The sequence below is a fragment of the Salinicola peritrichatus genome (assembly GCF_003206715.1).
In the GTDB taxonomy this organism is placed as follows: Bacteria; Pseudomonadota; Gammaproteobacteria; order Pseudomonadales; family Halomonadaceae; genus Salinicola; species Salinicola peritrichatus.
The window spans coordinates 16,240-35,445 of record NZ_PZJU01000075.1 but is presented as its reverse complement, the minus strand read 5'-3'; the positions used below and the strand labels follow the sequence as shown (position 1 = coordinate 35,445).

Here is a 19,206-nt window from a genome sequence, read left to right as displayed (position 1 = left end):
CGTGTCATGAGGGTGGGTGGAATTTTCATTTCTGCAAAATAATTTGCAGAAATGGGAGGGTAAGCCTAATCTAAGGGTATTCATACGGAGGACAGGTCATGGCCGATCACAACGGATTCGACATGCCGCCGACATCCATCGCTTCACTGCAGGCGCTGGCCATCGCTGCCCGTCGCGGCGAGAGTCAGGCGCCCAAGCTCACGCCCGGCGGGCTGAAGCTGCTCGAACAATTGCTGGCCGCGCCGGATCTGGCAGCGACCCTGAGCATCTCGGCACTGGCCGAACGTCATGGCGTCAATGCCTCGAGTCTGACGCGGCTGGCGCATGCGCTGGGGCTTGCCGGATTCAAGTCCCTGCAGGCGCTGTTCCGTGCCGATGCGACCAGTGGCGAATTCTACTCGACCCGCGCCGAGCGTCTGCTCGATCTGGGACAGATGCCGAGCGGTGGCGTACGGGCCTCGCAGCAGCAGACCCTGTGGCAGGAGGAGATGAACAATCTCTCGCGCACCGCCGAGGGCCTGGACGATGCCATGCTGGCGCGTGCCACCGAGGCGCTGATCGCGGCGCGCCGCGTGCATGTGGTCGGGCAGCGAGCCTGTTTCGCCGGCGCTCACTATCTCGCCTATTACCTGGGTTACCTGCGCAGCGACGTACGACTCATCGATTCTCTCGGTGGCAGCAACCTGGAAACCGGCCGTGAGCTGGGCGAGGGCGATCTGGTGGTGGGCATCAGCTACCGGCCGGAGACCCGGATCAGCGTCGACTACTGCCAGCAAGCGCTGGAGCAGGGCGCACAACTGCTCGCCTTGACCAATCATGCCTCCGCCCGTTTGGCGGAGATGACGGATCTGACTCTGCTGGCCTCGGCCCAGGGCCCGTTCTTTTTCAATCCCATGAGCAGCCTGTTCGTGTTGATCGAAATGCTGTTGTCCCGTATGGCCCACGACATGGGCGGCGACGCCGTGTCGTCGATCCGACGTCGTGAAGCCCTGATCGCCCGCTGGCGGATCGAATGATCCGTCTCGTTGGCGCCTTGTCCCGCGCCCCACGTTACTCAGGAGTCATCTCGTCATGAACGCTTCACATGGGCTCGCAGCCGAGCTGCTGAATCGTGACTATCGCGCCGACGCCAGTGCCACGCCGGCCTCCGACACCTTGCTGATCAACGAACAGTCGCGACTGCGCGAGTCGAAGGGCGAGCGGATCGTCAAGTTCGGCTTCGGCCAGTCGCCGTTCCCGGTTTACGGCCCGGCCGTGGAAGCCTTGGCCGAACACGCCGCCAGCAAGGCCTACCTGCCGGTACAGGGGCTACCGGCGCTACGCGAGCGGGTGGCGGCTTTCCACCGCGAGCTGGATGGCACCGAGTGGGAAGCCGAACGGGTGCTGATCGGTCCGGGCAGCAAGCTGTTGCTGTTTGCCTTGATCAAGGCGCTGCCGGCGGCGGAAATCCTGATTCCCGCGCCGGCCTGGGTCTCCTACGCGCCCCAGGCGCGCCTGGCCGGGCAGAGCGCGGTCAAGTTGGCGGCGAGTTTCGACACCCGCTGGCAGATCACCCCGGCGCAGCTCGACGCGCACTGCCGTCAGGGCGGAAAGCGAACCCGGTTGCTGATTCTCAACGCGCCCGGCAACCCCACCGGCCTCTCTCCGGACCCGGCACTGCAGGCCGAGTTGGCCGAGGTGGCGCGTCGCCATGGCGTGGTCGTGCTGGCCGACGAGATCTACGGGCCGCTGGATCATGACGGCTCGCACCGCGCCTTCGCGCGCGACTATCCGGAAGGCACGGTCACCACCAGCGGATTGTCGAAATGGTGTGGCGCCGGTGGCTGGCGTCTCGGTGTCATGCATGTGCCGCGCGCGCTGGGTGACGAGCTGTTGGCGCGTCTGCTCGGCATCGCCTCCGAAACCTGGTCGAGCGTGGCGAGTCCGGTTCAGGAAGCCGCCTGTGTCGCCTACCGGATGACGCCAGCGCTGAACGCTTACCTGGAACGCCAGCGGGAGTGGCTCGCCGTTGTCGGGCACTGGTGCGCCGCGCGTCTCGACGCGGCAGGGGTGCATACCCATCGACCCGATGGCGGCTTTTATCTGTTCCCCGATTTCGAAGCCTTCCGTGATCGACTCGCCGAGCGTGGCATCACGACCAGCGCCGAATTGACCGCGCGGCTACTGGCCGACACCGGCGTCGCCCTGCTGCCGGGCAGCGCGTTCGGCTGCGATCCTTCACAACTGACGGCACGGTTGGCCTACGTCGACTTCGATGGCGCCGAACTGCTCGTGCACCAGCCGCAGCGTTTCGAGGCACCGATGTCGCTACCGGCACTCGAGCGGGTCCGCGAGGGGATCCAGGCGATGGTCGACTGGTTACCCTGATGGCCGATGTCGAAAATCCTCGTGATAACCGGGTCTTTGTATCGGCCAGGTTGATTAAGGCAACATTAAATTGCCCAGCGAAACATTTTTATGGGAACTCTTCGCTACTGGCGGCATCCCACGAGGGCATACGCAAAAACCGAAATTGGAGGTACCATGCAAAGGATCACCGCTTTTCTCGCGGCCGCAATGATGACAACGGGGCTCGTCAGCGCACCGGTCATGGCTCAGGACGCAGCCGATAGCGGTTCCCAGGCCCAGGCGCCCGCTCGGGATTTTTCCGATGAGCAGCTCCAGCAGTTCGCCGATGCATCCCAGGACATCGCCTCGATTTCCCAGGATTACACCGAGCAGTTGCAGAATGCCTCCGACGAAGGTGAGCAGCAGAAGATTCGTCAGCAAGCCAACGATGAGATGGTCCAGGCCGTCCAGGATAGTGGCATGAGCGTCGAGCAGTTCAATTCGATCGGCCAGGCGATCCAGCAGGATCCGGCTCTGATGCAGCGGGTACAGGGCATGGTTCAGCAACAGCAGCAGTGATGCATTGCGCTGTTTGACTGGTGACAAAAACCGCCGACTCNNGAGTCGGCGGTTTTTTTTCGCTTGCTTTTTTCGCTCCCCATTCCAGGCGCAACGTCGTCAATCGCTCCTGGTGAGAGGTTACGACGTCGATTCAGTTATTGATGGCATTGCTGGCGTCGCGCAGCAGGTCGGACGTGGCATCCTTGGTGCCCTGCCACGCGCTGGCGGCACCCTGCTTGGTATTTTCCCAGGCACCGGCGGCCTGAGTCTTGGCCTGTTGCCACCAGTCGTTGTTGTAGGCCGGCTGCTGTTTCAGCGAGTCGCGATCGAGGTCGAGGACGACGCGATAGCGGATGGTATCGAGATTATCGTCCTGGCTGGTCTCGACGCGGAAATTGCCTTGCTTGACGACGAACTCCTTGTCGCCCATGTCGAGTACGCCGCCGGCCTCGACCACCAGTGCCTGAACGGACATGTCCTCGCCCAGCAGGATATCCTCGACATCGCCGACATCCTCGTCCGGCGAACTCTTCAGATAGACGTCCGCGTCCATCAGTTCATCGGCGGAGTAGAGCCCTTGCACATCCTGGTTCTCATCCTGGGCCAGGGCGGCCTGGGACATCGTTGTCGTCCCCACTATCAGCGCAGCGGCGCCGAATGTCTGCTTCCATGACAGGTTACGCATCTGTGTCTCCTTGCCTCGCGGCTCCATTGCGTGGTGTCCGTTTTATGCAAATAGCTGTAATCCATTAATTTTTTTAAGATTACAATGTGTAATGTAGTTGCTCGGGCGGCTTTTTCAAGCCAGGCCTGGCTCGCCGTTGACCGGAATCACAGCATGAAAGCGAGTTCGAGCGGCAGGTAGATGAAAGCCAGCAGCGTCGAGCAGAACACCAGGCTGGCCACGTATTCCGGTTCCTGGCGGGAACGCTGCGCGAACAGATAGTTGTAGACCGCCACCGGCATGCTCATCTGCAGGGCGACGGCACTGGCGGCGACCGGCGGCAGACTCAGCAAGTGAGCGACGCCGAAGGAGAGCCCCAGCGCGATCGGGACACGGCAGAGCGTGAAGACGAAGCCGGACGACAGATTGCGCACCTGGATGCTGGCCAGCGACACGCCGAGGGTGATCAGCATGAGCGGAATCGTCAGGCCGGAGAGCAGATGGACGGAGTTGTTCAGCCAGGCGGGCAGGGGCGTGCCGGTCAGCAACAAGGCCAGCGAAATGGCGATGCTGTAAAGCGTGGGATTGCGCGCCAGGGACTTCCAGGGATTGCCGCGGGAAGCCATCATCATGCCGACGGTGAACTGGATCAGCGCATTCGCGACCCAGGCGGTCATGGCGAAGGTGAAACCGTAGTGACCGAAGGCATAGAGCGATACCGGCAGGCCCATGTTGCCGGCGTTGGGATACATCATCGGTGAGATGATGACGCGCCACGACTTGCCCAGCAGCCGGGCGACACCGAAGCTGGCCAGTGCCATCCCCGCCAGGACGATGAACGTCGCGGCCAGGGTACGACCGAAGTCGTCGGGGTCCACCTCGGCATTCGACAGCGAGGCGATGACCAGCGCCGGCGTGCCGATATTGAACACCAGCTTGGTCACGAACTCGGTCGGATAGGAGAGCCCACGGCGAATCCAGCCGAAACCGATGCCCGCGCCGACCAGTACCGGAGCCATGACGGCGAACAGTTGAGCGAGCATTCGGTATCCCCAGAGCGCGATTGCGACGAAAGTGCAAACGCCTATTGTCGTCAATCGGTCAGGTCACTGGCAATATCCGTGACTGCGATCCGTCAGGTCATCTCCACCACGATCCGGCCGTGATGATTGGCGCATGTCTCCAGATAGCGGTGTGCCTCGACGATTTCATCGAATCCAAAACGATGATCGATCTGCGGCTTGAGTTCGCCGCGTCGTGTGAGCCGGTCGACACCGGCAATGGCGCGGTCGAGTGCCGGACGATTTTGGGGGATGCCCAGTTCCGGCTTGCCGCTGAAATTGGACAGGCAGTGGACATGAAACTGGATATTCTTGCGGAAGGCCGCCTGGGCCGGGAACGAAGTCTCGTTGCCGCCCAGCATGCCGTAGAGAATCAGGCGGCCACGGGTCGCCAGGACCTCGCCCAACAGGCTCATTTGCGGGCCGCCCAGCGCATCCAGGACCACGTCGACCCCCCGATGGTCGGTCAGCTTGTCGACGCGCTTCACCAGGTCCTGGGTTTCGGTATGGATCACGGCGTCGGCGCCCAGTGACTCGAGATAGTCGACAGCGCTTTCATGGGGCGTGGCGGCGATGACTCGTGCACCGAAGGCGCGGGCGACCTGAACCGCATAGGGACCGCCGATGTGACAGGCGCCGGTGATTAGTACCGTCTCCCCGGGTTGCAGGTCGGCGACTTCGCGAAAGCCGAGCCAGCTGATCAGCGACGGCACATAATGGACGCCCGCTTCGGCTGGCGTCAGACAGTCGGGATAACGAATCAGCGACGTTACCGGCAACAGCGCCCGTTCGGCGTAGGTCGCGTAGCGGTTGGGATCGAAGGCAGGAATCGACGCAACGCGGTCGCCGGGTGCAAAATCGCTGACACCGGAGCCGACCTCGATCACGCTCCCCGCCAGCTCGCTGCCCATACCGGCCGGCAGGGTAGCCCTGGTCGAACTCATGCCGCGCCGCCACAGCACGTCATGCCAGTTGACGCCTATCGCCTCGGTGGCGATCAGCACTTCGTCAGCGGCGGGCGAGGTCGGCTGGCGCTCGATGACTTCGAGCACGTCGGCGTCGCCAAATCGTTGAAATTGTATTGCGCGTGACATGGTGTACGTACCTCGGAGATTCCGATACCGGTCTTTGACTCTATCGGCGATAAGTGACAAACACTATGTTTGCAAATCGATACCGGATATAACCCGTATCGATATGGCGCCCGCAAGGTTTCCCGAGGACGATCGCGCTTGGTGTACGCTGAACGCGGTCGGGCGGGCGCCGCCACTCGACAGGGAAGAGCGAGCCGTTAATGAATCGTAGTGACCTGCGCGGCGTCGATTTCAAGCTGCTGGTCGTGTTCGAAACCTTGATGCAAGAGCGTAGCGTCTCGCGGGCGGCCGAGCGCCTGTTTCTCGGCCAGCCGGCGACCAGCGCGGCGCTTGCCCGTTTGAGAGACGTCTTTGGCGATCCTCTGCTGGTGCGTACCGGGCGCCAGATGGTGCCCACCGCCCGCGCCCAGGAGATCTACGAACAGCTGCAACCCGCGCTGGATGCCATTTCCAACGTGTTGAGCCGAACCAGCAGTTTCGATCCGGCGACCAGCGAGGCCGTGTTCCGGGTCGGGTTCAGCGACGACGTCGAATTCGCGCTGCTGCCGGCTCTGCTCAAGCGGCTGCGCAGTGAGGCGCCGGGCATCGTGCTGGTCGTCCGCCGTGCCGACTTCCATCTCATGCCGCAACTGCTCAATACGCGCGAAATCACGGTTGCCGCGGGTTATGCTCGCGATCTGCCCGCCAACGCCAAGCAGCGTGTGCTGCGTCGGACCCACGCCAAGGTGCTGCGTGCCGATGGACGTCCGGGAGCGCTGACGCTCGATGACTATTGCCAGCGTCCCCACGCGCTGGTCTCGTTCGACGGCGATCTCAACGGTTACGTCGACGACCTGCTGGCGGCACTCGACCGCAAGCGACGGATCGTGCTGGCGGTACCGCAGTTCAACAGCCTGGCGTCGCTACTGCAGAATACCGACATGGTCGCAACCGTGCCGGACTATGCCGCCGACGTGCTGGCGGCCCAGGGGGGGTTGCGGGTCGACGAACTGCCGCTGGAGCGCCCGCCGGCCCCGTTGAGCATGGTGTGGCAGAGCGTCTACGACAATGACCCGGCCGAGCGCTGGTTGCGTTCCCGCATCCAGATGATGTTCTCGGACGAGGAAGCTTGAGTACCGGCGTCGCTTGACTTCGCTGGTGAAGGTTAGAATCATTCGCGTCTCCGCTCTTCTCGCTCGACGTCCCGGGCGAGCCATATCGCAGTCTACGGGATCCGAATGGAACTACTGCGCGTCGTCTTTCGTCACTATCGCTGGCCATTCGTCGGCGTCATGCTGCTCAGCCTGCTGAGTGCGGTGCTGGGTATCGGGGTGATCGCCTTCATCAATCACTATCTGATCGTCACCGGTCCGCAGCCGATAGAAATCGGTGCGATGACGACGCTGCTGCCGTTCATCGGCCTGGTCATGCTGCTGCTGGCGGTGACGCTGGGTTCGCAGTTGGCGCTGACCACGCTGGGCCATCACTTCGTCTACCGCCTGCGTGAGAGGTTGGTCAAGCGCATCCTCGATACCGACGTCGAACGCCTGGAACAGCTGGGCAGCGCGCACCTGCTGGCGAGTCTCTCCAGCGACATTCGCAACATCACCATCGCTTTCGTGCGTCTGCCGGAGCTGGTCCAGGGCGTGATCATCACGCTGGCGTCGGTGGCTTACCTGTTCTGGCTCTCGCCACCGCTGTTGCTGGTGACGGCGGTGTGGATCGCCATCACCATGCTGGTGGGGTGGTGGCTGGTTTCCAAGGTCTACCACCATATTCGCATCACGCGGGAAGCGGACGACCGGCTCTATCGGGCATACGAGACCGTCATCCACGGACGCAAGGAGTTGAGACTCAACCGCGACCGCGCGCGCCATCTGCTGGAAGCGGTCTATGGTGTCGATGCCCGAACCTATCGCGACCACATCATTCGTGCCGACACCTATCATCTGAGCGCGGGCAACTGGACCAACATCATGATGCTCGGTGCCATCGGCGTGGTGTTCTTTCTCGCCAACGGGCTCGGCTGGTCGAATACCGCGGTGGCCGCGACCTTCTCGCTGACCCTGCTGTTCCTGCGCTCGCCGCTGATTCAGGCTGTGGGGGCGACGCCGACGCTGATCACGGCGCAGGTCTCGTTCGACAAGCTGCGCGAACTGTCGCTGGCGCCGTACCGCGAGGATTTCGATCTGGTCGACGATCACGGCGAGTGGCAGACGTTGGAATTGCGCGACATCACCTATCGCTATCCGGCCAAGACCGGCCGCGAGGGTTTTGAACGTATGGGTTTCGAAATAGGCCCGATCAATCTGCGTCTCGAGCGGGGCGAGCAGGTCTATCTGATCGGCGGCAACGGCAGCGGCAAGTCGACCCTGGCCAAGCTGCTGACCGGGCTCTATCGGCCGCATGGCGGCGAGATTCGCATCGACGGCGAGGCCGTCGGCGAGGCGGATTGGCATCGTTACCGTCAGCGCTTTTCGGCGGTTTACACCGACTTCCACCAGTTCGACCGGTTGATGGGGCCACGCGGTGGCAGTGCCGATCCCGCGCTGCTCGACAACTGGCTCGAGACGCTGCAACTGGCGAAGAAGCTCCGGCTCGAGGACGGCCGGGTGCTGGATACCGAACTCTCCCAGGGGCAGCGCAAGCGCCTGGCGCTGCTGATGGCGCTGGTCGAGCAGCGCCAGATCTTGTTGCTCGACGAATGGGCGGCGGATCAGGATCCGCAATTCCGGCGCGCCTTCTATCGCGAACTGATGCCGCGTTTCCGCGAACTCGGCATCACCGTTTTCGCTATCAGCCACGACGACCACTACTTCGCTCACGCGGATCGCCTGCTGGAAATGCGCGACGGCCGACTGCGTGAACTCACTGGCGAAGAGCGCGATCTGGCCAGCCGCGACGCGGTGGAAAGAATCTCGTAACCGTCTGGCGGATACCTCGTCTCAAAGTCGACGCAATCGCAACATGAAATAGGCACCGCCGATCAGCGAAGCGGCGGTACCCGCTGGTATTTCGTTGGGGAACAACAATTGGCGTCCCAGCCAGTCGGCAACGATCATCAGCAGGGCCCCTAACAGCGCGGCGCCCAGCAGGTGGTGAAGGGCCCGCGTAAATCCCAGCATGCGCGCCAGGTGCGGAGCGAGCAGGCCGATGAACGACAGCGGGCCGACAATTAATGTGGCGCTGGCAGTCATGGCCGCGACCAGCAGCAGCAGCGATAAGCGGGCGAGTTTCACATCGATACCGATGGCCTGGGCGATACCGCCACCCAGCGGCAGGATATCCAGCCAGTGATTGAAACGGCAGGCGAGCAGCGTCGCCAAGCAGGCCAGCGCGGACAGTAGGAGAGCTTGGGACGGCGTCGCGTAGTAGGTTGAGCCGGTGATCCAGGCGAGTACCTGCTGAGTGCGGGGATCGCCGCTGACCAGGATGATGCTACTCACTGCGTTGAACAATGCGCCAATGGCGACACCTGCCAACAGCAATTGCCCTGGCGCGTAATCGCGCCGTCGCGTCAGGGCGAGCAATAGTCCCAGAGTAAGACAGGCACCCAGGGTGCCCACGCCAGCCAACATCGGCGAGGATGGCGCGGGCAGCAGATAGATGCCCAGAATCACGGCAATGGCACTGCCGCCGCTAATCCCCAATACTTCGGGGCTGGCCATGGGGTTGGCGGACAAACGCTGCAGTACCGTGCCGGACACCGCCAGCATGACGCCACTGCTGGCAGCGGCGAGCAGACGATTCAGACGGCCTTCGATGAACGGCCATTGCGTGGGATTCAGCCAGTACCAGCCATCGACTCCCTGCCCGAGCAGCAGCGCCACGACGACGATCGATGCCAGGAGGAACGGCAGCCAGGATGTTGCCTTCAGGTCGAGGTGCCGGTATCCGGCAAGGGGCGTTGTGTCCCGTGGCCGGTTCCCCGTCATTCGCAGACGGGGGATCAACCACAATAGCAGCGGTGCGCCCAGTAGGCTGGTGATGGCCCCGGTGGGAACCAGTGTCGCCAAATAGTCGCCGCCGACTCGCTGTAGAAGTTGGTCGGTCAATGCCAACAGCAAGGCGCCGAGCAGAGGTGACCAGAACAGTCGTTGGACGAGTGTGCGACCGCCAGCTAGGGCGATGATGTTGGGGGCGGCCAGGCCGATGAAACCGATCACGCCGATGACGCTGACGATACTGCCTGTCAGAGCTACCGCGAGCCCAAGGCCAGCCAGGCGCAGGTATTTCAGAGGCACGCCAAGGCTACGCATGTTGGCGTCGTCCAACTCCAGCAAGCGCAAGGGTCGAAGCAGCGCCATCGCTGTCAGCATGGCGAACAGCAGGCGAGGCCACAGCATGGCGACATCGTCCCAACCGTTCTGGACCAGTGAGCCGGCGCTCCAGATCAGCAAACGGTTGAGCGACTCGTGGTGGAACAGCAGCAAGACGGTACTCAGGGCGCCCAGATAGAGATTGACCACTAGCCCAGCGAGTACGATCACTGTCGGCGCCAAGCCGCGCCGCCAGCTTAGCAGAAACGTCAATCCCACGGCGGCACCACCACCGGCCAGAGCGATCCACTCGCGTCCGATGGCGAGCAGTCCAGGCGCCAGCAGGGTGCTTGCCATCAGCGCCAGGTTGGCGCCTGAAGCGACACCCAGCGTGGTCGGTGACGCCAGCGGATTGCGGAGCACCTGCTGCATCAGCACTCCTGCCACGGCGAGTCCCGCGCCGGCCAACAGCGCCATGACGAAACGCGGCCACCAGGCGTAGTACAGCAGCAACCGATCGATTGCCGTTGGCGCAGGGGTGGCTAATGTTCGCAACGTGTCGAGGATATCGCCATGGACAGCCAGAGCCGAGCCGACCAGCCATAGCAGAGGTAGTCCCAGCAGTAGACAGATGCCAGCGGGGGGCAGCCATGCCAAGGATCGGCTAGTCATCGTCAAGGGCCTCGACTAGAGCGTCGGCGAAACGACGGGCGGAAGGCAACCCACCGGCGAACCAGAAAGCATGGGTCAGCGTGATGACGTCGCCGCGCTTGACGCTGGGCAGATGACGCCAGAGGCCGTTCTGTGCCAGGCTCTGCTCGATGCCAATGGGGAAAGGATCGCGGATCACCACCAGGCGGGCCTCGATATCGAACAAAGAGTCGATACCGACCAGTGCATAGCCCCACTGATTGGTCGCGCCATGCCAGGCGTTGTGCAAGCCCAGCCGTTGCAGCACGCCCTGCGGCAGACTATGTCCGCCAAACACGCGGACATGTCGCTGGTCCATGAGTTGCACGATCAGTAGCGGCATATCCTCATCCATTGCCTTGTTGCGCAGGGCATCGAGGTGTGTCTCGGTTTGCTGAATCAGATGTGCTGCCGCCTGTGGGCGACCGACTTGCTGGCCGAGCTGCCGGGTGAAAGCGAGCAGATGTATCCAGATATCGCCCTCGCTGGAATAGGGATAGTCATCGACGATTTCGATCGGTGCGACGGCATCGAGTTGCGAGGCGACAGCCGCTTGCCAGGGCGCGAGCAGGATCTGCCGCGGCGACACCTGCCGCAGAAGTTCAATATTTGGCAGCGGTTGGCCGACCTCGATCAACTGGGAGGCGTCGTAGGCGTCGTCCGTCCAGAAATCGAAATAATCGCGTTGGCTGATCATGACCGGGGCGATGCCTAGTTCGAGCAACGTTTCGGCGATCGCTTGATCTAGGGCGACGATGGGGTGTGCCTGACTGGCCCTGGCGGGTGGCGGTGCGATCATTACCATCGTCATAAGTAGCAATCCGGCAAGCAAGTGGATCAACAGTCGCTGAGAGACGGCGGGGCGAATGGTCACGGTGTTTCCTGGCCGGAGATTCGATAAGCGAACAATGTCCACTCGATGTCGGAGGAACCGATGATGTCGAGAAAGTAGGCGATATCGGGATCGAGTGGCATAGCCTGACGATCCCTCAATAGCTGTAATTCATGGTCAGGGTGACGTTTCTAGGCTCGCCATAATAGTTGTGACGGGAACTTCCCCGGACGGTGGCGTAGTATTTCTTGTCGGTCAGGTTGTTGCCGTTGAGACTCACATCGAAATGGCGGTTGAAGCGATAACCGAGCTTGGCCGATAGCAGGGTATACCCACCCTGGATCCACTGGGTATCGCCGTCGTCGGCATAGGTTCGGCTGACTACATCGACGCCACCGCCGACTTGCCAGCCATGGTCGATGTCGTCGGAGAAACGATAGCGTGTCTACAGGTTGAAGGCGTGGCGTGGATCGTAAATGACCGGGATCGTGGCGGTGTCCAGGTCATCCTTGTAATCGACATCGGTGTAGGTATAGCCAGCGGCAAGATCCCAACGTGGTAGCGGACTGCCGGAGATTTCCGCCTCGAAGCCCTTGCTTTGACTCTCGCCAATGGCGACGTAATAACCGATGTTATCCGCATCCGCATAGGCACGATCCTTGTCCTTGATCTTGAAGACTGCAAGATGCCAATTGAATGAACCGTTGGGGGAGCCGCCCTTTATACCAGCCTCGACCTGCTTGCCGGTGCGAGGTTTGAGCAGATCGCCGTCGACGGTCTGTTCGGTCTGCGGTTGGAATATCTCCGTATAACTGGTGTAGAGATTGATGCTTGGCGTCAATCGGTATATCACACCGGCATAAGGTACGAACTCGCGCCCCGTGTCATGGTCGTTGGCTCCGCCGGAACCCTCTTCATACCTGCTGGAATCAATCTCGTACCAGTCGACGCGGCCGCCGGCAACGAAAGTGAAACGCGGCGTAATGTTCAAGTCGGTCTGGCCGTAAATGCTCTTCTGGCGAAGGTCGGAACTCACCCAGCCGGGAAACAGGTCGAAGTCTTCGGGTTCGGGCAGGTCGACGGGGTCGTAGAGGTTTTGCAGCGAGTACTGGCCCAGGTAGTTTCCTGCGCCGTAAGCGTAAGGGGTGCGATCTTCGGTCTTGTAGTAGCTGGCCCCTAGCGTCGCGCTGTGTTCAGCGCCCAACAGCGAGAAAGGTGTGGTCAGTCTTGTATCCAGCGACTTACTCTTCGATTCATCACTCCATTTATTGTTACGAGTTGCAATCGCGCCGGTATTTTCGTCAAGAACCAGGGCGCTCTCACTGCTGGTCTTGTTCATGCGGTACGTCTCGATCTGGTTGGCCTTGATCGTAAAAATACCCCCATTATCGAGATGATGCTCCAACTCGGCGAAGTATCGGGTGGCGTCCGAATGGGAGCTATCCCAGTCCGAGCCGAGATAGGTCGAACGGTCGACATCGAAGAGGTCGCCATCGCTGGATACGGGCAGGCCCGAGTAAGGCCGCGAATGGCCGACCTGCCGAGAGATACCGGCCGACAGTGTGGTGTCCGGCGTAAAATCGTATTCCAGCGTGCCGTAGCCGATGTAGTCTCTGGCGTACACTTTGTCGACGAACGAATCCTGGTCTTCGTAGACGCCCACCACACGCCCACGCAGACTGCCGCTCTTGTTCAGCGGACCGGTGACGTCGAGCGTGCTGCGGTAGTGGTCCCAACTGCCCCCCGACAGCGACATGTCGAGGCCGAAATCGCGTTGCGCGCGTTTGCGTACCAGATTGATGGTGCCACTGGGCTCGCCGCTGCCCTTGAGAATGCCGGTGGGCCACGCATGACCTCGATACGGTCGTAAAGCGCGGTGTCGTAGAGTCCGCTGTTGGAGAGCGCCGCCGAGGGTGCCTCGACACGGCTCCCATCGAGCATCATCGAGTCAATGTCGTAGCCGCGAGAGCGCAACTGGTATTGGTTGGGGCCGTAGGATTGCACCGAGACACCGGTAGTATGTTCCATTGCTTCTTTGAGCGAGGTCAGGTTCTGGTCGTCGAGTCGCTCGCGGGTCAACACACTGACCGACTGCGGGATCTCCTTGATCTCCTTTTCGGCCAGCCCGATGGTCGTGCGCTGGGCGGTAAAGGAATCGGTGCCTTCGGTCGTTGAGTCGAGCATGGCCTCGTCCGTTATCGTGAATGTGGGGAGGGCAGTCGAACGTTCGTCGCTATCCGAAGGCGATGACTGTGTCGTGGTGTCCTGGGCTAGTGTGGTAGCGGGTATGGCGACAAGCGTGGTGCAGACGTTGGCGATGGCAATGCTCAGTAGTCGCCGGCGCAAAGGAGGAAGTGGCAATCGTCGATTTCCCATGAAGAGCCCGTTAGATTGATTTTTAGTATATGAATGATAATTATTGTTATTCGCGATTGAGGATGCCCGACTTCTCATCCCAACGCAACCGCAGGTACCCAGCGTTCGTCCAATTCGACAACCTGCCCACTGCAGGTCGGACATCCGACCAGGCACATCCAACGGCTCTACGCCAGTTTCGGCTGGCAGGTTTAGGCATGGAGCTGGAAGCCTCGGCTAGTCATGGCGGTGAGAATTCGATTCGTGGCGCGGCAAAGTGCCACGTCATCTCACCTTCCGAGTGGGGCGGCGGCGAACTATTCTGCAATCAACCAGGGGCGGATGGGCCGTCTGTCTGGGAAGCGTCGAATGGAAGGGGGGAGCACAATGAAAGCGCTTGTCTTTCAGGGCCCGGGTCAGAAAGGCTGGATCGAAAAACCGAAGCCTACGCTGCAAAAGCCGACCGATGTTATCGTCAAGATCACCAAGACGACGATCTGCGGCACCGACCTGCACATCCTCAAGGGTGATACGCCGGAAGTGCCCGAGGGACTGACGCTCGGTCATGAAGGTGTCGGCATCGTCGAAGAGGTCGGCGATGCGGTGAAGAATTTCAACAAGGGCGATCATGTCCTGATTTCCTGCGTGACCTCCTGTGGCGCCTGTTCCAACTGCAAGCGGCAGTTGTATGCCCACTGTGAGGACGGAGGCTGGATTCTCGGTCACCTGATCGACGGCACCCAGGCCGAATACGTCCGCATTCCCCATGCCGACAACTCGCTGTATCCGATCCCCGCAGACGCCGACGAAGACGCGCTGGTGATGCTGTCGGACATCATGCCGACCGGCTTCGAGATCGGCGTGCAGTACGGCCACGTGAAGCCCGGAGACACTATCGCCATCGTCGGTGCCGGTCCGGTGGGCATGTCGGTCCTGCTGACCGCGCAATTCCATTCGCCGGGTCGCATCATCATGGTCGACATGGACGAGAACCGGCTGGCCAGCGCCGTGAAGTTTGGTGCGACCCACACTTTCCAGGTCGGCAAAGACGACGTCGTGAGCGAGATCATGAAGCTGACCGACGGCCGGGGCGTCGACGTGGCCATCGAAGCGGTCGGCGTGCCGGCGACCTTCGATACCTGCCAGAAGATCGTCTCCGCCGGTGGTTCGATCGCCAACGTGGGCGTGCACGGCAAGCCGGTCGAACTCCACATCGAAGAGCTTTGGATAAAGAACATCAACATCTCGATGGGGCTGGTGAACACCAATACCACGCCGATGCTGTTGAATATCCTGCAGTCGGGCAAGGTCGATCCGGCCCAGTTGATTACCCATCGTTTCAAGCTGGACGATATTCTCGATGCCTATGAAGTCTTTGCCAACGCCGCGCGCGAAAAGACCATGAAGGTGCTGATCAGTGCCTGACAGCGGATGCCGGTCCTGCCCGTTTTCTCTATCGTGATATGACACTTCATGGTTGTGACACGTCGGGACCATGCACCTTCGCTATGGTCTCGACCCATCGTTTGACTTCGGCATAAGGGCGCTGCTCATAAGCTCCGAAGCCCGATAGCTGGCGCGCCTTGAGCGGCGTGAATACCGGCATCGGCAGGCCGCACAGAAAGTGGGTGATGCGCTGGGCGCCGGGTTCGCTGCCGAGTTGCTCCCGATGGCGTTCGATAAACGGCAAGGCATCGCGGATGAAATCGGCATCCGTCAGCGGTGGCAGTGGTGGGGCGTCGGGCAAGTGTGCGATCCGGCCATGGCAGACCGAGCAGTGCCCGCATTTTGGGTTCATTCCGATGGTGTCGTCGCCGAAATAAGCCGCCAGGCGGTACGTCAAACAGGTCTCGGATTCGAACAGCGCGAGCATGTCATGAAGCCGCCCGATCTCGGCGCGTTCACGCACCTGGCACGCCGCGTACAGCTCGTCGGTCAGCGCGTCGACATCGAACCCGGGCCGGCGGACCTCGTAGACATCGGTCATGCGCTTGCCCTCGAGCACGACCCAGCCTTTGTCCTGGAAATATTCCAATGCGGTGATGAGGCGTGAGCGCGAGGCATTGATTTCTGCATCCACGCCGGCGCGGTAGAGACGCTCGAAATCCACCGTGCCCCAGGTGCGCGCCACGGGAACGTTGTCGACGATGAGTCGCACGAATTCGGCCCGTTCGCCCTCGAAGCGGGCGATCAGCGCGTCGGGGTCTTCCACGTAGCGCAGCCGGTAATCCGCCAGGAAGGCGTAGCGCGGGGCGATCACGCCTTGCATTTCGAGATGCACCAGCAACGTCTTCAGCGGTAGCAGGCGCACGTTGCTGTCGCGGGAGAGCGTGTTGAGCAGCACCGCCCATTGGCGGTCCGGCTGGCGTCCCGCCGCGGCGATCTCCTCGAGCACGTGGCGAATGCCCTCGCGTTCCGGAGTGTCGCCGTAGACGAAGTTCTCCAGCACGCGCAGGCCATCGCGACCGGCCAGCGTCAGACAGCGCGAAGGCAGGCCGTCGCGGCCGGCGCGCCCAATCTCCTGGCTGTAGTTCTCGATCGACTTGGGTAGATCGAAGTGCACCACGTTGCGGATGTCGCCCTTGTCGATGCCCATGCCGAAGGCGATGGTCGCCACGATGCAGGGAATCTCGCCGCGCATGAAGCCGTGCTGGATCGCCTCGCGCGTCTCGCTGTCGAGCCCGGCATGGTAGGCGCGCGCCGACAGCCCCTGGTTGGCGAGTGCCTTGGCCACCGTTTCCGCCGTCTGCTGCAGGGTGACGTAGACGATCGTCGACGCCTCGGCGCCGGGTTGCTGCTGCGGCGCGAGCCAGTCTATCAATGCCGCCACGCGTTCGCTGGCCGGCACCGGGCGTACCAGCAGCTCCAGGTTGGGACGGTAGAAGCCGGTGGTAATGACGTCGGTTTCGGCAATGGCGAACTTCTCGCGCATGTCGGCGATCACCGCCGGCGTCGCGGTGGCCGTCAGCAGCAGTGCCTGGGGAATGGCGAATTCCCGCTGATAATCCGGCAGCTTGAGATAGTCAGGGCGAAAGTTGTGGCCCCATTCCGAGATGCAGTGGGCTTCGTCGACCACCAGCAGCGAGATGGCGACCTGGCGCAGGAAATGGCGAAAACGTTCGTTCTTGAGGCGCTCCACCGAGACCATCAGGATCTTCAGTTCGCCGCGGCGCGCGCGCTCCATGATCTCGCGGGTGGTGTCGCGATCCTGGGTCGAGTCGATGCTGGCGGCGGCCACGTCGTGGCGCTGCAGGAACGCGAGCTGATCCTGCATCAACGCCAGCAACGGCGAGACGACCAGCGTCAGATGCGGCAGATGCAGCGCCGGCAGTTGATAACAGAGCGATTTGCCGGCGCCGGTGGCGAAGATGGCAGCGGTCGAGCGGCCGGCGATCACCCGCTCGACGACCGCGCCCTGGCCGCCGCGAAAGTCGTCGAAACCGAACACATGGCGCAACGTCTGCCGGGCGGCGGTGATGTCCGTCATGGGTTCTCCTTGGCACGGCGATGGTTCAGGTCGAGACTGGAAGCCTTGGAATCGAGGGAACGAGCCGGCGGCGGTGTTTCCGCCGGCGGCTCGGTCTGGTTGGGGATCAGCGCGGGCTGGGCATGGCGCGAGGAGCGATAGCTGACACCATGGCGGACGCGTGGCGGTTCGGTTCCGCCGTGCAGCGCGGTCACCCGGTCGATGATCGCGCGGTCGGCCAGGGTCAGGCGGTCGAGCATGCGCAAGTGCTGCAGCCAGTTGGGCACGAGGAAGACTTCCTGCCACAGCTCGCGATCGACCACGTCGCGGTAGAGCGACCAGCGCTTGGCGCCGTTGCGCAGGCGCAGCTTGCGCAACGGGCGCACGGCGCGGGCGAATTCCCGCAGATGCTCGGTGTCGATGCGGTATTCGATGGTCACCATGACCGAGCCGCGCGCCGGGTCGAAATCGAAGTCGGGGTTTTCGGTGTGCGCCTCGGGCGCTTCCACCAGGCCGCTGGCGTCCAGGTCCGGCAGCCTGGACGGCAACAGCAGCAGCGCGGAGACGAGCAGCAGGGCGCCGGCGAGCAGCAGCGCCATCTGCACGCCGAGGCCGTCGGCCAACTGACCCCACAGCAGCGAGCCCAGCGTCAGGCCGGCATAGAGCGCCGTCTGATAGAGCGCCAGGGCGCGCGCCTTGACCCAGTCCGGCACCAGGATCTGCACCGAGGAGTTGTAGGACGCCACGGCGGCGATCCAGCAGCTACCGCCGATGATCAATGCCGGAAACAGCATCCACAGCGTGTCGAGCCCGCCGAGCGTCAGCATCACCAGCCCCAGCACCATGGCGGCGATGCTGATCAGGCGGCTGCTGCCGAGTCGCTGGCGAGCGCGATTGACCAGCGTACTGCCGGCGATGGCGCCGATTCCCAGGCCGCCGAGCATGTAGCCGTAGAGCGAGGCGCTACCGCTGGGATGCTGGTGTGCCAGCAGCGGCAGCAGTGCCCAGATGGCGCTGGCGGAGATGCCGAAGATGAACGAGCGCAGCATCACCAGTCGGGTCACGCTGGAATACTGCACGAAATGCAGCGCCGCCTTGACGCCTTCCCAGATTCGCTCCGGCGGCAGCGATTTCGGCAGTACCGCCCGGCGCCAACGCCACAATGCCGTGATCAGGCCGCAGAAACAGATCACGTTGAGCAGGAAGATCCATGCCGGGCCGACGGCGGCGAGCAGCAGGCCGCCGATCGCCGGGCCGATGGCGCGAGCGGCGTTGTAGTTGACGCTGTTGAGCAGTACCGCGCTGCTGACCAGGTTGCGCGGCACCTGTTCGTTGACCGCCGCCTGCCATGCCGGGGTGGTGATCGCGGCGCCGATGGACACGCAGAATATCGAAGCGATCAGCAGGAGCGGGCTGAGCAGATTCAAGAACGCCACCAGGGTGATGAAGGCGCCGCCCAGAACTTCGATGCTCAAGCCGAACAGCATCACCTTGCGCCGATCGTAGTTGTCCGCGATGACGCCGGTGACGATCGACATCAGCACCAGCGGCAGGGCGGCGGCGACCTGGATCATCGCCACCAGCACCGCGCCGCCGTCGTTCGAGGTCACCACCCAGGCCGCCGCGACCGACTGCGCCCATACGCCGAGGTTGGCGAACAGGTTGGCAATCCAGATCATGCGGAAGGCGGGCACCCCCAGGGGCGCGAAGGTGCTGACGTCCGCCGGGCGTGGCGGCGTCTGTTCGGATTCGAGGGTCAGATCACTCTGGCGGGAAACGGGTTGCAGCATGACAAGCTCGCGGACAGGAGGCGGATCGGATTGCGCCTTTTACATCGACTCGGCGCTAATCGTTAGCATCCTGACTCTGAACCCGAGCGTCCAGTGCTATCGACGATAGGCAAGCCACATGCGGCAA

14 protein-coding genes and 1 pseudogene are annotated in these 19,206 nt (G+C 62.4%); 6 read left to right on the top strand and 9 right to left on the bottom strand.

The window, feature by feature from the left end; translation table 11 throughout:
* Positions 1-98: 98 nt before the first annotated feature.
* The 3 genes from DOM57_RS20400 to DOM57_RS20390 all read left to right on the top strand — a co-directional run bounded on the left by DOM57_RS20400 (position 99) and on the right by DOM57_RS20390 (position 2,907).
* On the top strand, positions 99-1,016 hold the full coding sequence (locus tag DOM57_RS20400) for a MurR/RpiR family transcriptional regulator (protein WP_110651197.1): 918 nt from the start codon (positions 99-101) through the stop codon (positions 1,014-1,016).
* Positions 1,017-1,071: 55 nt separating this feature from the next.
* Positions 1,072-2,367: a pyridoxal phosphate-dependent aminotransferase gene (locus DOM57_RS20395; RefSeq protein ID WP_110651195.1), complete on the top strand. Its 1,296-nt coding sequence runs from the start codon at positions 1,072-1,074 to the stop codon at positions 2,365-2,367.
* Positions 2,368-2,523: 156 nt separating this feature from the next.
* On the top strand, positions 2,524-2,907 hold the full coding sequence (locus DOM57_RS20390; protein ID WP_110651193.1) for a DUF4168 domain-containing protein: 384 nt from the start codon (positions 2,524-2,526) through the stop codon (positions 2,905-2,907).
* 133 nt (positions 2,908-3,040) lie between these two features.
* Here DOM57_RS20390 and DOM57_RS20385 read toward each other — a convergent pair whose 3' ends face one another.
* The 3 genes from DOM57_RS20385 to DOM57_RS20375 form a co-directional block, all read right to left on the bottom strand.
* Positions 3,041-3,574 (bottom strand): PRC-barrel domain-containing protein, encoded by a 534-nt coding sequence (locus DOM57_RS20385; protein ID WP_110651191.1) that lies wholly within the window; start codon positions 3,572-3,574, stop codon positions 3,041-3,043.
* A gap of 146 nt (positions 3,575-3,720) precedes the next feature.
* The gene (locus DOM57_RS20380; RefSeq protein WP_110651189.1) at positions 3,721-4,596 is read right to left on the bottom strand and encodes an AEC family transporter; all 876 of its coding nucleotides are present in this window, start codon (positions 4,594-4,596) and stop codon (positions 3,721-3,723) included.
* Between the two features lie 92 nt (positions 4,597-4,688).
* On the bottom strand, positions 4,689-5,708 hold the full coding sequence (locus DOM57_RS20375; RefSeq protein ID WP_110651187.1) for a zinc-dependent alcohol dehydrogenase family protein: 1,020 nt from the start codon (positions 5,706-5,708) through the stop codon (positions 4,689-4,691).
* A gap of 200 nt (positions 5,709-5,908) precedes the next feature.
* Between DOM57_RS20375 and DOM57_RS20370 the strand changes: the two genes are divergently transcribed.
* Complete coding sequence (locus DOM57_RS20370; protein WP_110651185.1) at positions 5,909-6,820, top strand: LysR family transcriptional regulator; 912 nt, start codon at positions 5,909-5,911, stop codon at positions 6,818-6,820.
* A gap of 105 nt (positions 6,821-6,925) precedes the next feature.
* Positions 6,926-8,611 carry a multidrug ABC transporter permease/ATP-binding protein gene (locus DOM57_RS20365; protein WP_110651183.1) on the top strand — a complete coding sequence of 562 codons (1,686 nt, stop codon included), beginning with the start codon at positions 6,926-6,928 and terminating at the stop codon, positions 8,609-8,611.
* A 21-nt stretch (positions 8,612-8,632) separates the two neighbouring features.
* Here DOM57_RS20365 and fhuB read toward each other — a convergent pair whose 3' ends face one another.
* From fhuB to DOM57_RS22480, 4 genes and pseudogenes are all read right to left on the bottom strand, one after another.
* Complete coding sequence (gene fhuB / locus DOM57_RS20360; protein WP_110651181.1) at positions 8,633-10,618, bottom strand: Fe(3+)-hydroxamate ABC transporter permease FhuB; 1,986 nt, start codon at positions 10,616-10,618, stop codon at positions 8,633-8,635.
* Entirely contained in the window at positions 10,611-11,510 is a 900-nt protein-coding gene (locus DOM57_RS20355) for an ABC transporter substrate-binding protein (protein ID WP_162619616.1), read from the bottom strand. The genes fhuB and DOM57_RS20355 overlap by 8 nt, the downstream gene beginning before the upstream one ends.
* Before the next feature lie 115 nt (positions 11,511-11,625).
* Positions 11,626-13,224: pseudogene (locus tag DOM57_RS20350) on the bottom strand (TonB-dependent siderophore receptor).
* Positions 13,161-13,652, bottom strand: coding sequence for a TonB-dependent receptor plug domain-containing protein (locus tag DOM57_RS22480; protein WP_239496351.1), 492 nt, complete (start codon positions 13,650-13,652; stop codon positions 13,161-13,163). Before DOM57_RS22480 ends, DOM57_RS20350 begins: the two are co-directional and overlap by 64 nt.
* A 435-nt stretch (positions 13,653-14,087) precedes the next feature.
* On the opposite strand from DOM57_RS22480, the gene DOM57_RS20345 reads away from it, so the two are divergent.
* Entirely contained in the window at positions 14,088-15,248 is a 1,161-nt protein-coding gene (locus DOM57_RS20345; RefSeq protein WP_239496350.1) for a zinc-dependent alcohol dehydrogenase family protein, read from the top strand.
* A gap of 46 nt (positions 15,249-15,294) precedes the next feature.
* On the opposite strand, the gene DOM57_RS20340 is transcribed toward DOM57_RS20345, so the two are convergent.
* Together DOM57_RS20340 and DOM57_RS20335 are read right to left on the bottom strand one after the other, a co-directional pair.
* Entirely contained in the window at positions 15,295-17,310 is a 2,016-nt protein-coding gene (locus DOM57_RS20340) for a RecQ family ATP-dependent DNA helicase (RefSeq protein ID WP_110651174.1), read from the bottom strand.
* Positions 17,307-19,079: an MFS transporter gene (locus DOM57_RS20335; RefSeq protein ID WP_110651172.1), complete on the bottom strand. Its 1,773-nt coding sequence runs from the start codon at positions 19,077-19,079 to the stop codon at positions 17,307-17,309. The genes DOM57_RS20340 and DOM57_RS20335 overlap by 4 nt, the downstream gene beginning before the upstream one ends.
* Positions 19,080-19,206 lie beyond the last annotated feature (127 nt).

Excerpts from the sequence above, each read along its gene's own strand:
- DOM57_RS20400 (WP_110651197.1), top strand. The coding sequence starts at position 99 with ATGGCCGATCACAACGGATTCGACATGCCGCCGACATCCATCGCTTCA.
- DOM57_RS20395 (WP_110651195.1), top strand. The coding sequence starts at position 1,072 with ATGAACGCTTCACATGGGCTCGCAGCCGAGCTGCTGAATCGTGACTAT.
- DOM57_RS20390 (WP_110651193.1), top strand. The coding sequence starts at position 2,524 with ATGCAAAGGATCACCGCTTTTCTCGCGGCCGCAATGATGACAACGGGG.
- DOM57_RS20385 (WP_110651191.1), bottom strand. The coding sequence starts at position 3,574 with ATGCGTAACCTGTCATGGAAGCAGACATTCGGCGCCGCTGCGCTGATA.
- DOM57_RS20380 (WP_110651189.1), bottom strand. The coding sequence starts at position 4,596 with ATGCTCGCTCAACTGTTCGCCGTCATGGCTCCGGTACTGGTCGGCGCG.
- DOM57_RS20375 (WP_110651187.1), bottom strand. The coding sequence starts at position 5,708 with ATGTCACGCGCAATACAATTTCAACGATTTGGCGACGCCGACGTGCTC.
- DOM57_RS20370 (WP_110651185.1), top strand. The coding sequence starts at position 5,909 with ATGAATCGTAGTGACCTGCGCGGCGTCGATTTCAAGCTGCTGGTCGTG.
- DOM57_RS20365 (WP_110651183.1), top strand. The coding sequence starts at position 6,926 with ATGGAACTACTGCGCGTCGTCTTTCGTCACTATCGCTGGCCATTCGTC.
- fhuB (WP_110651181.1), bottom strand. The coding sequence starts at position 10,618 with ATGACTAGCCGATCCTTGGCATGGCTGCCCCCCGCTGGCATCTGTCTA.
- DOM57_RS22480 (WP_239496351.1), bottom strand. The coding sequence starts at position 13,652 with ATGCTCGACTCAACGACCGAAGGCACCGATTCCTTTACCGCCCAGCGC.
- DOM57_RS20340 (WP_110651174.1), bottom strand. The coding sequence starts at position 17,310 with ATGACGGACATCACCGCCGCCCGGCAGACGTTGCGCCATGTGTTCGGT.
- DOM57_RS20335 (WP_110651172.1), bottom strand. The coding sequence starts at position 19,079 with ATGCTGCAACCCGTTTCCCGCCAGAGTGATCTGACCCTCGAATCCGAA.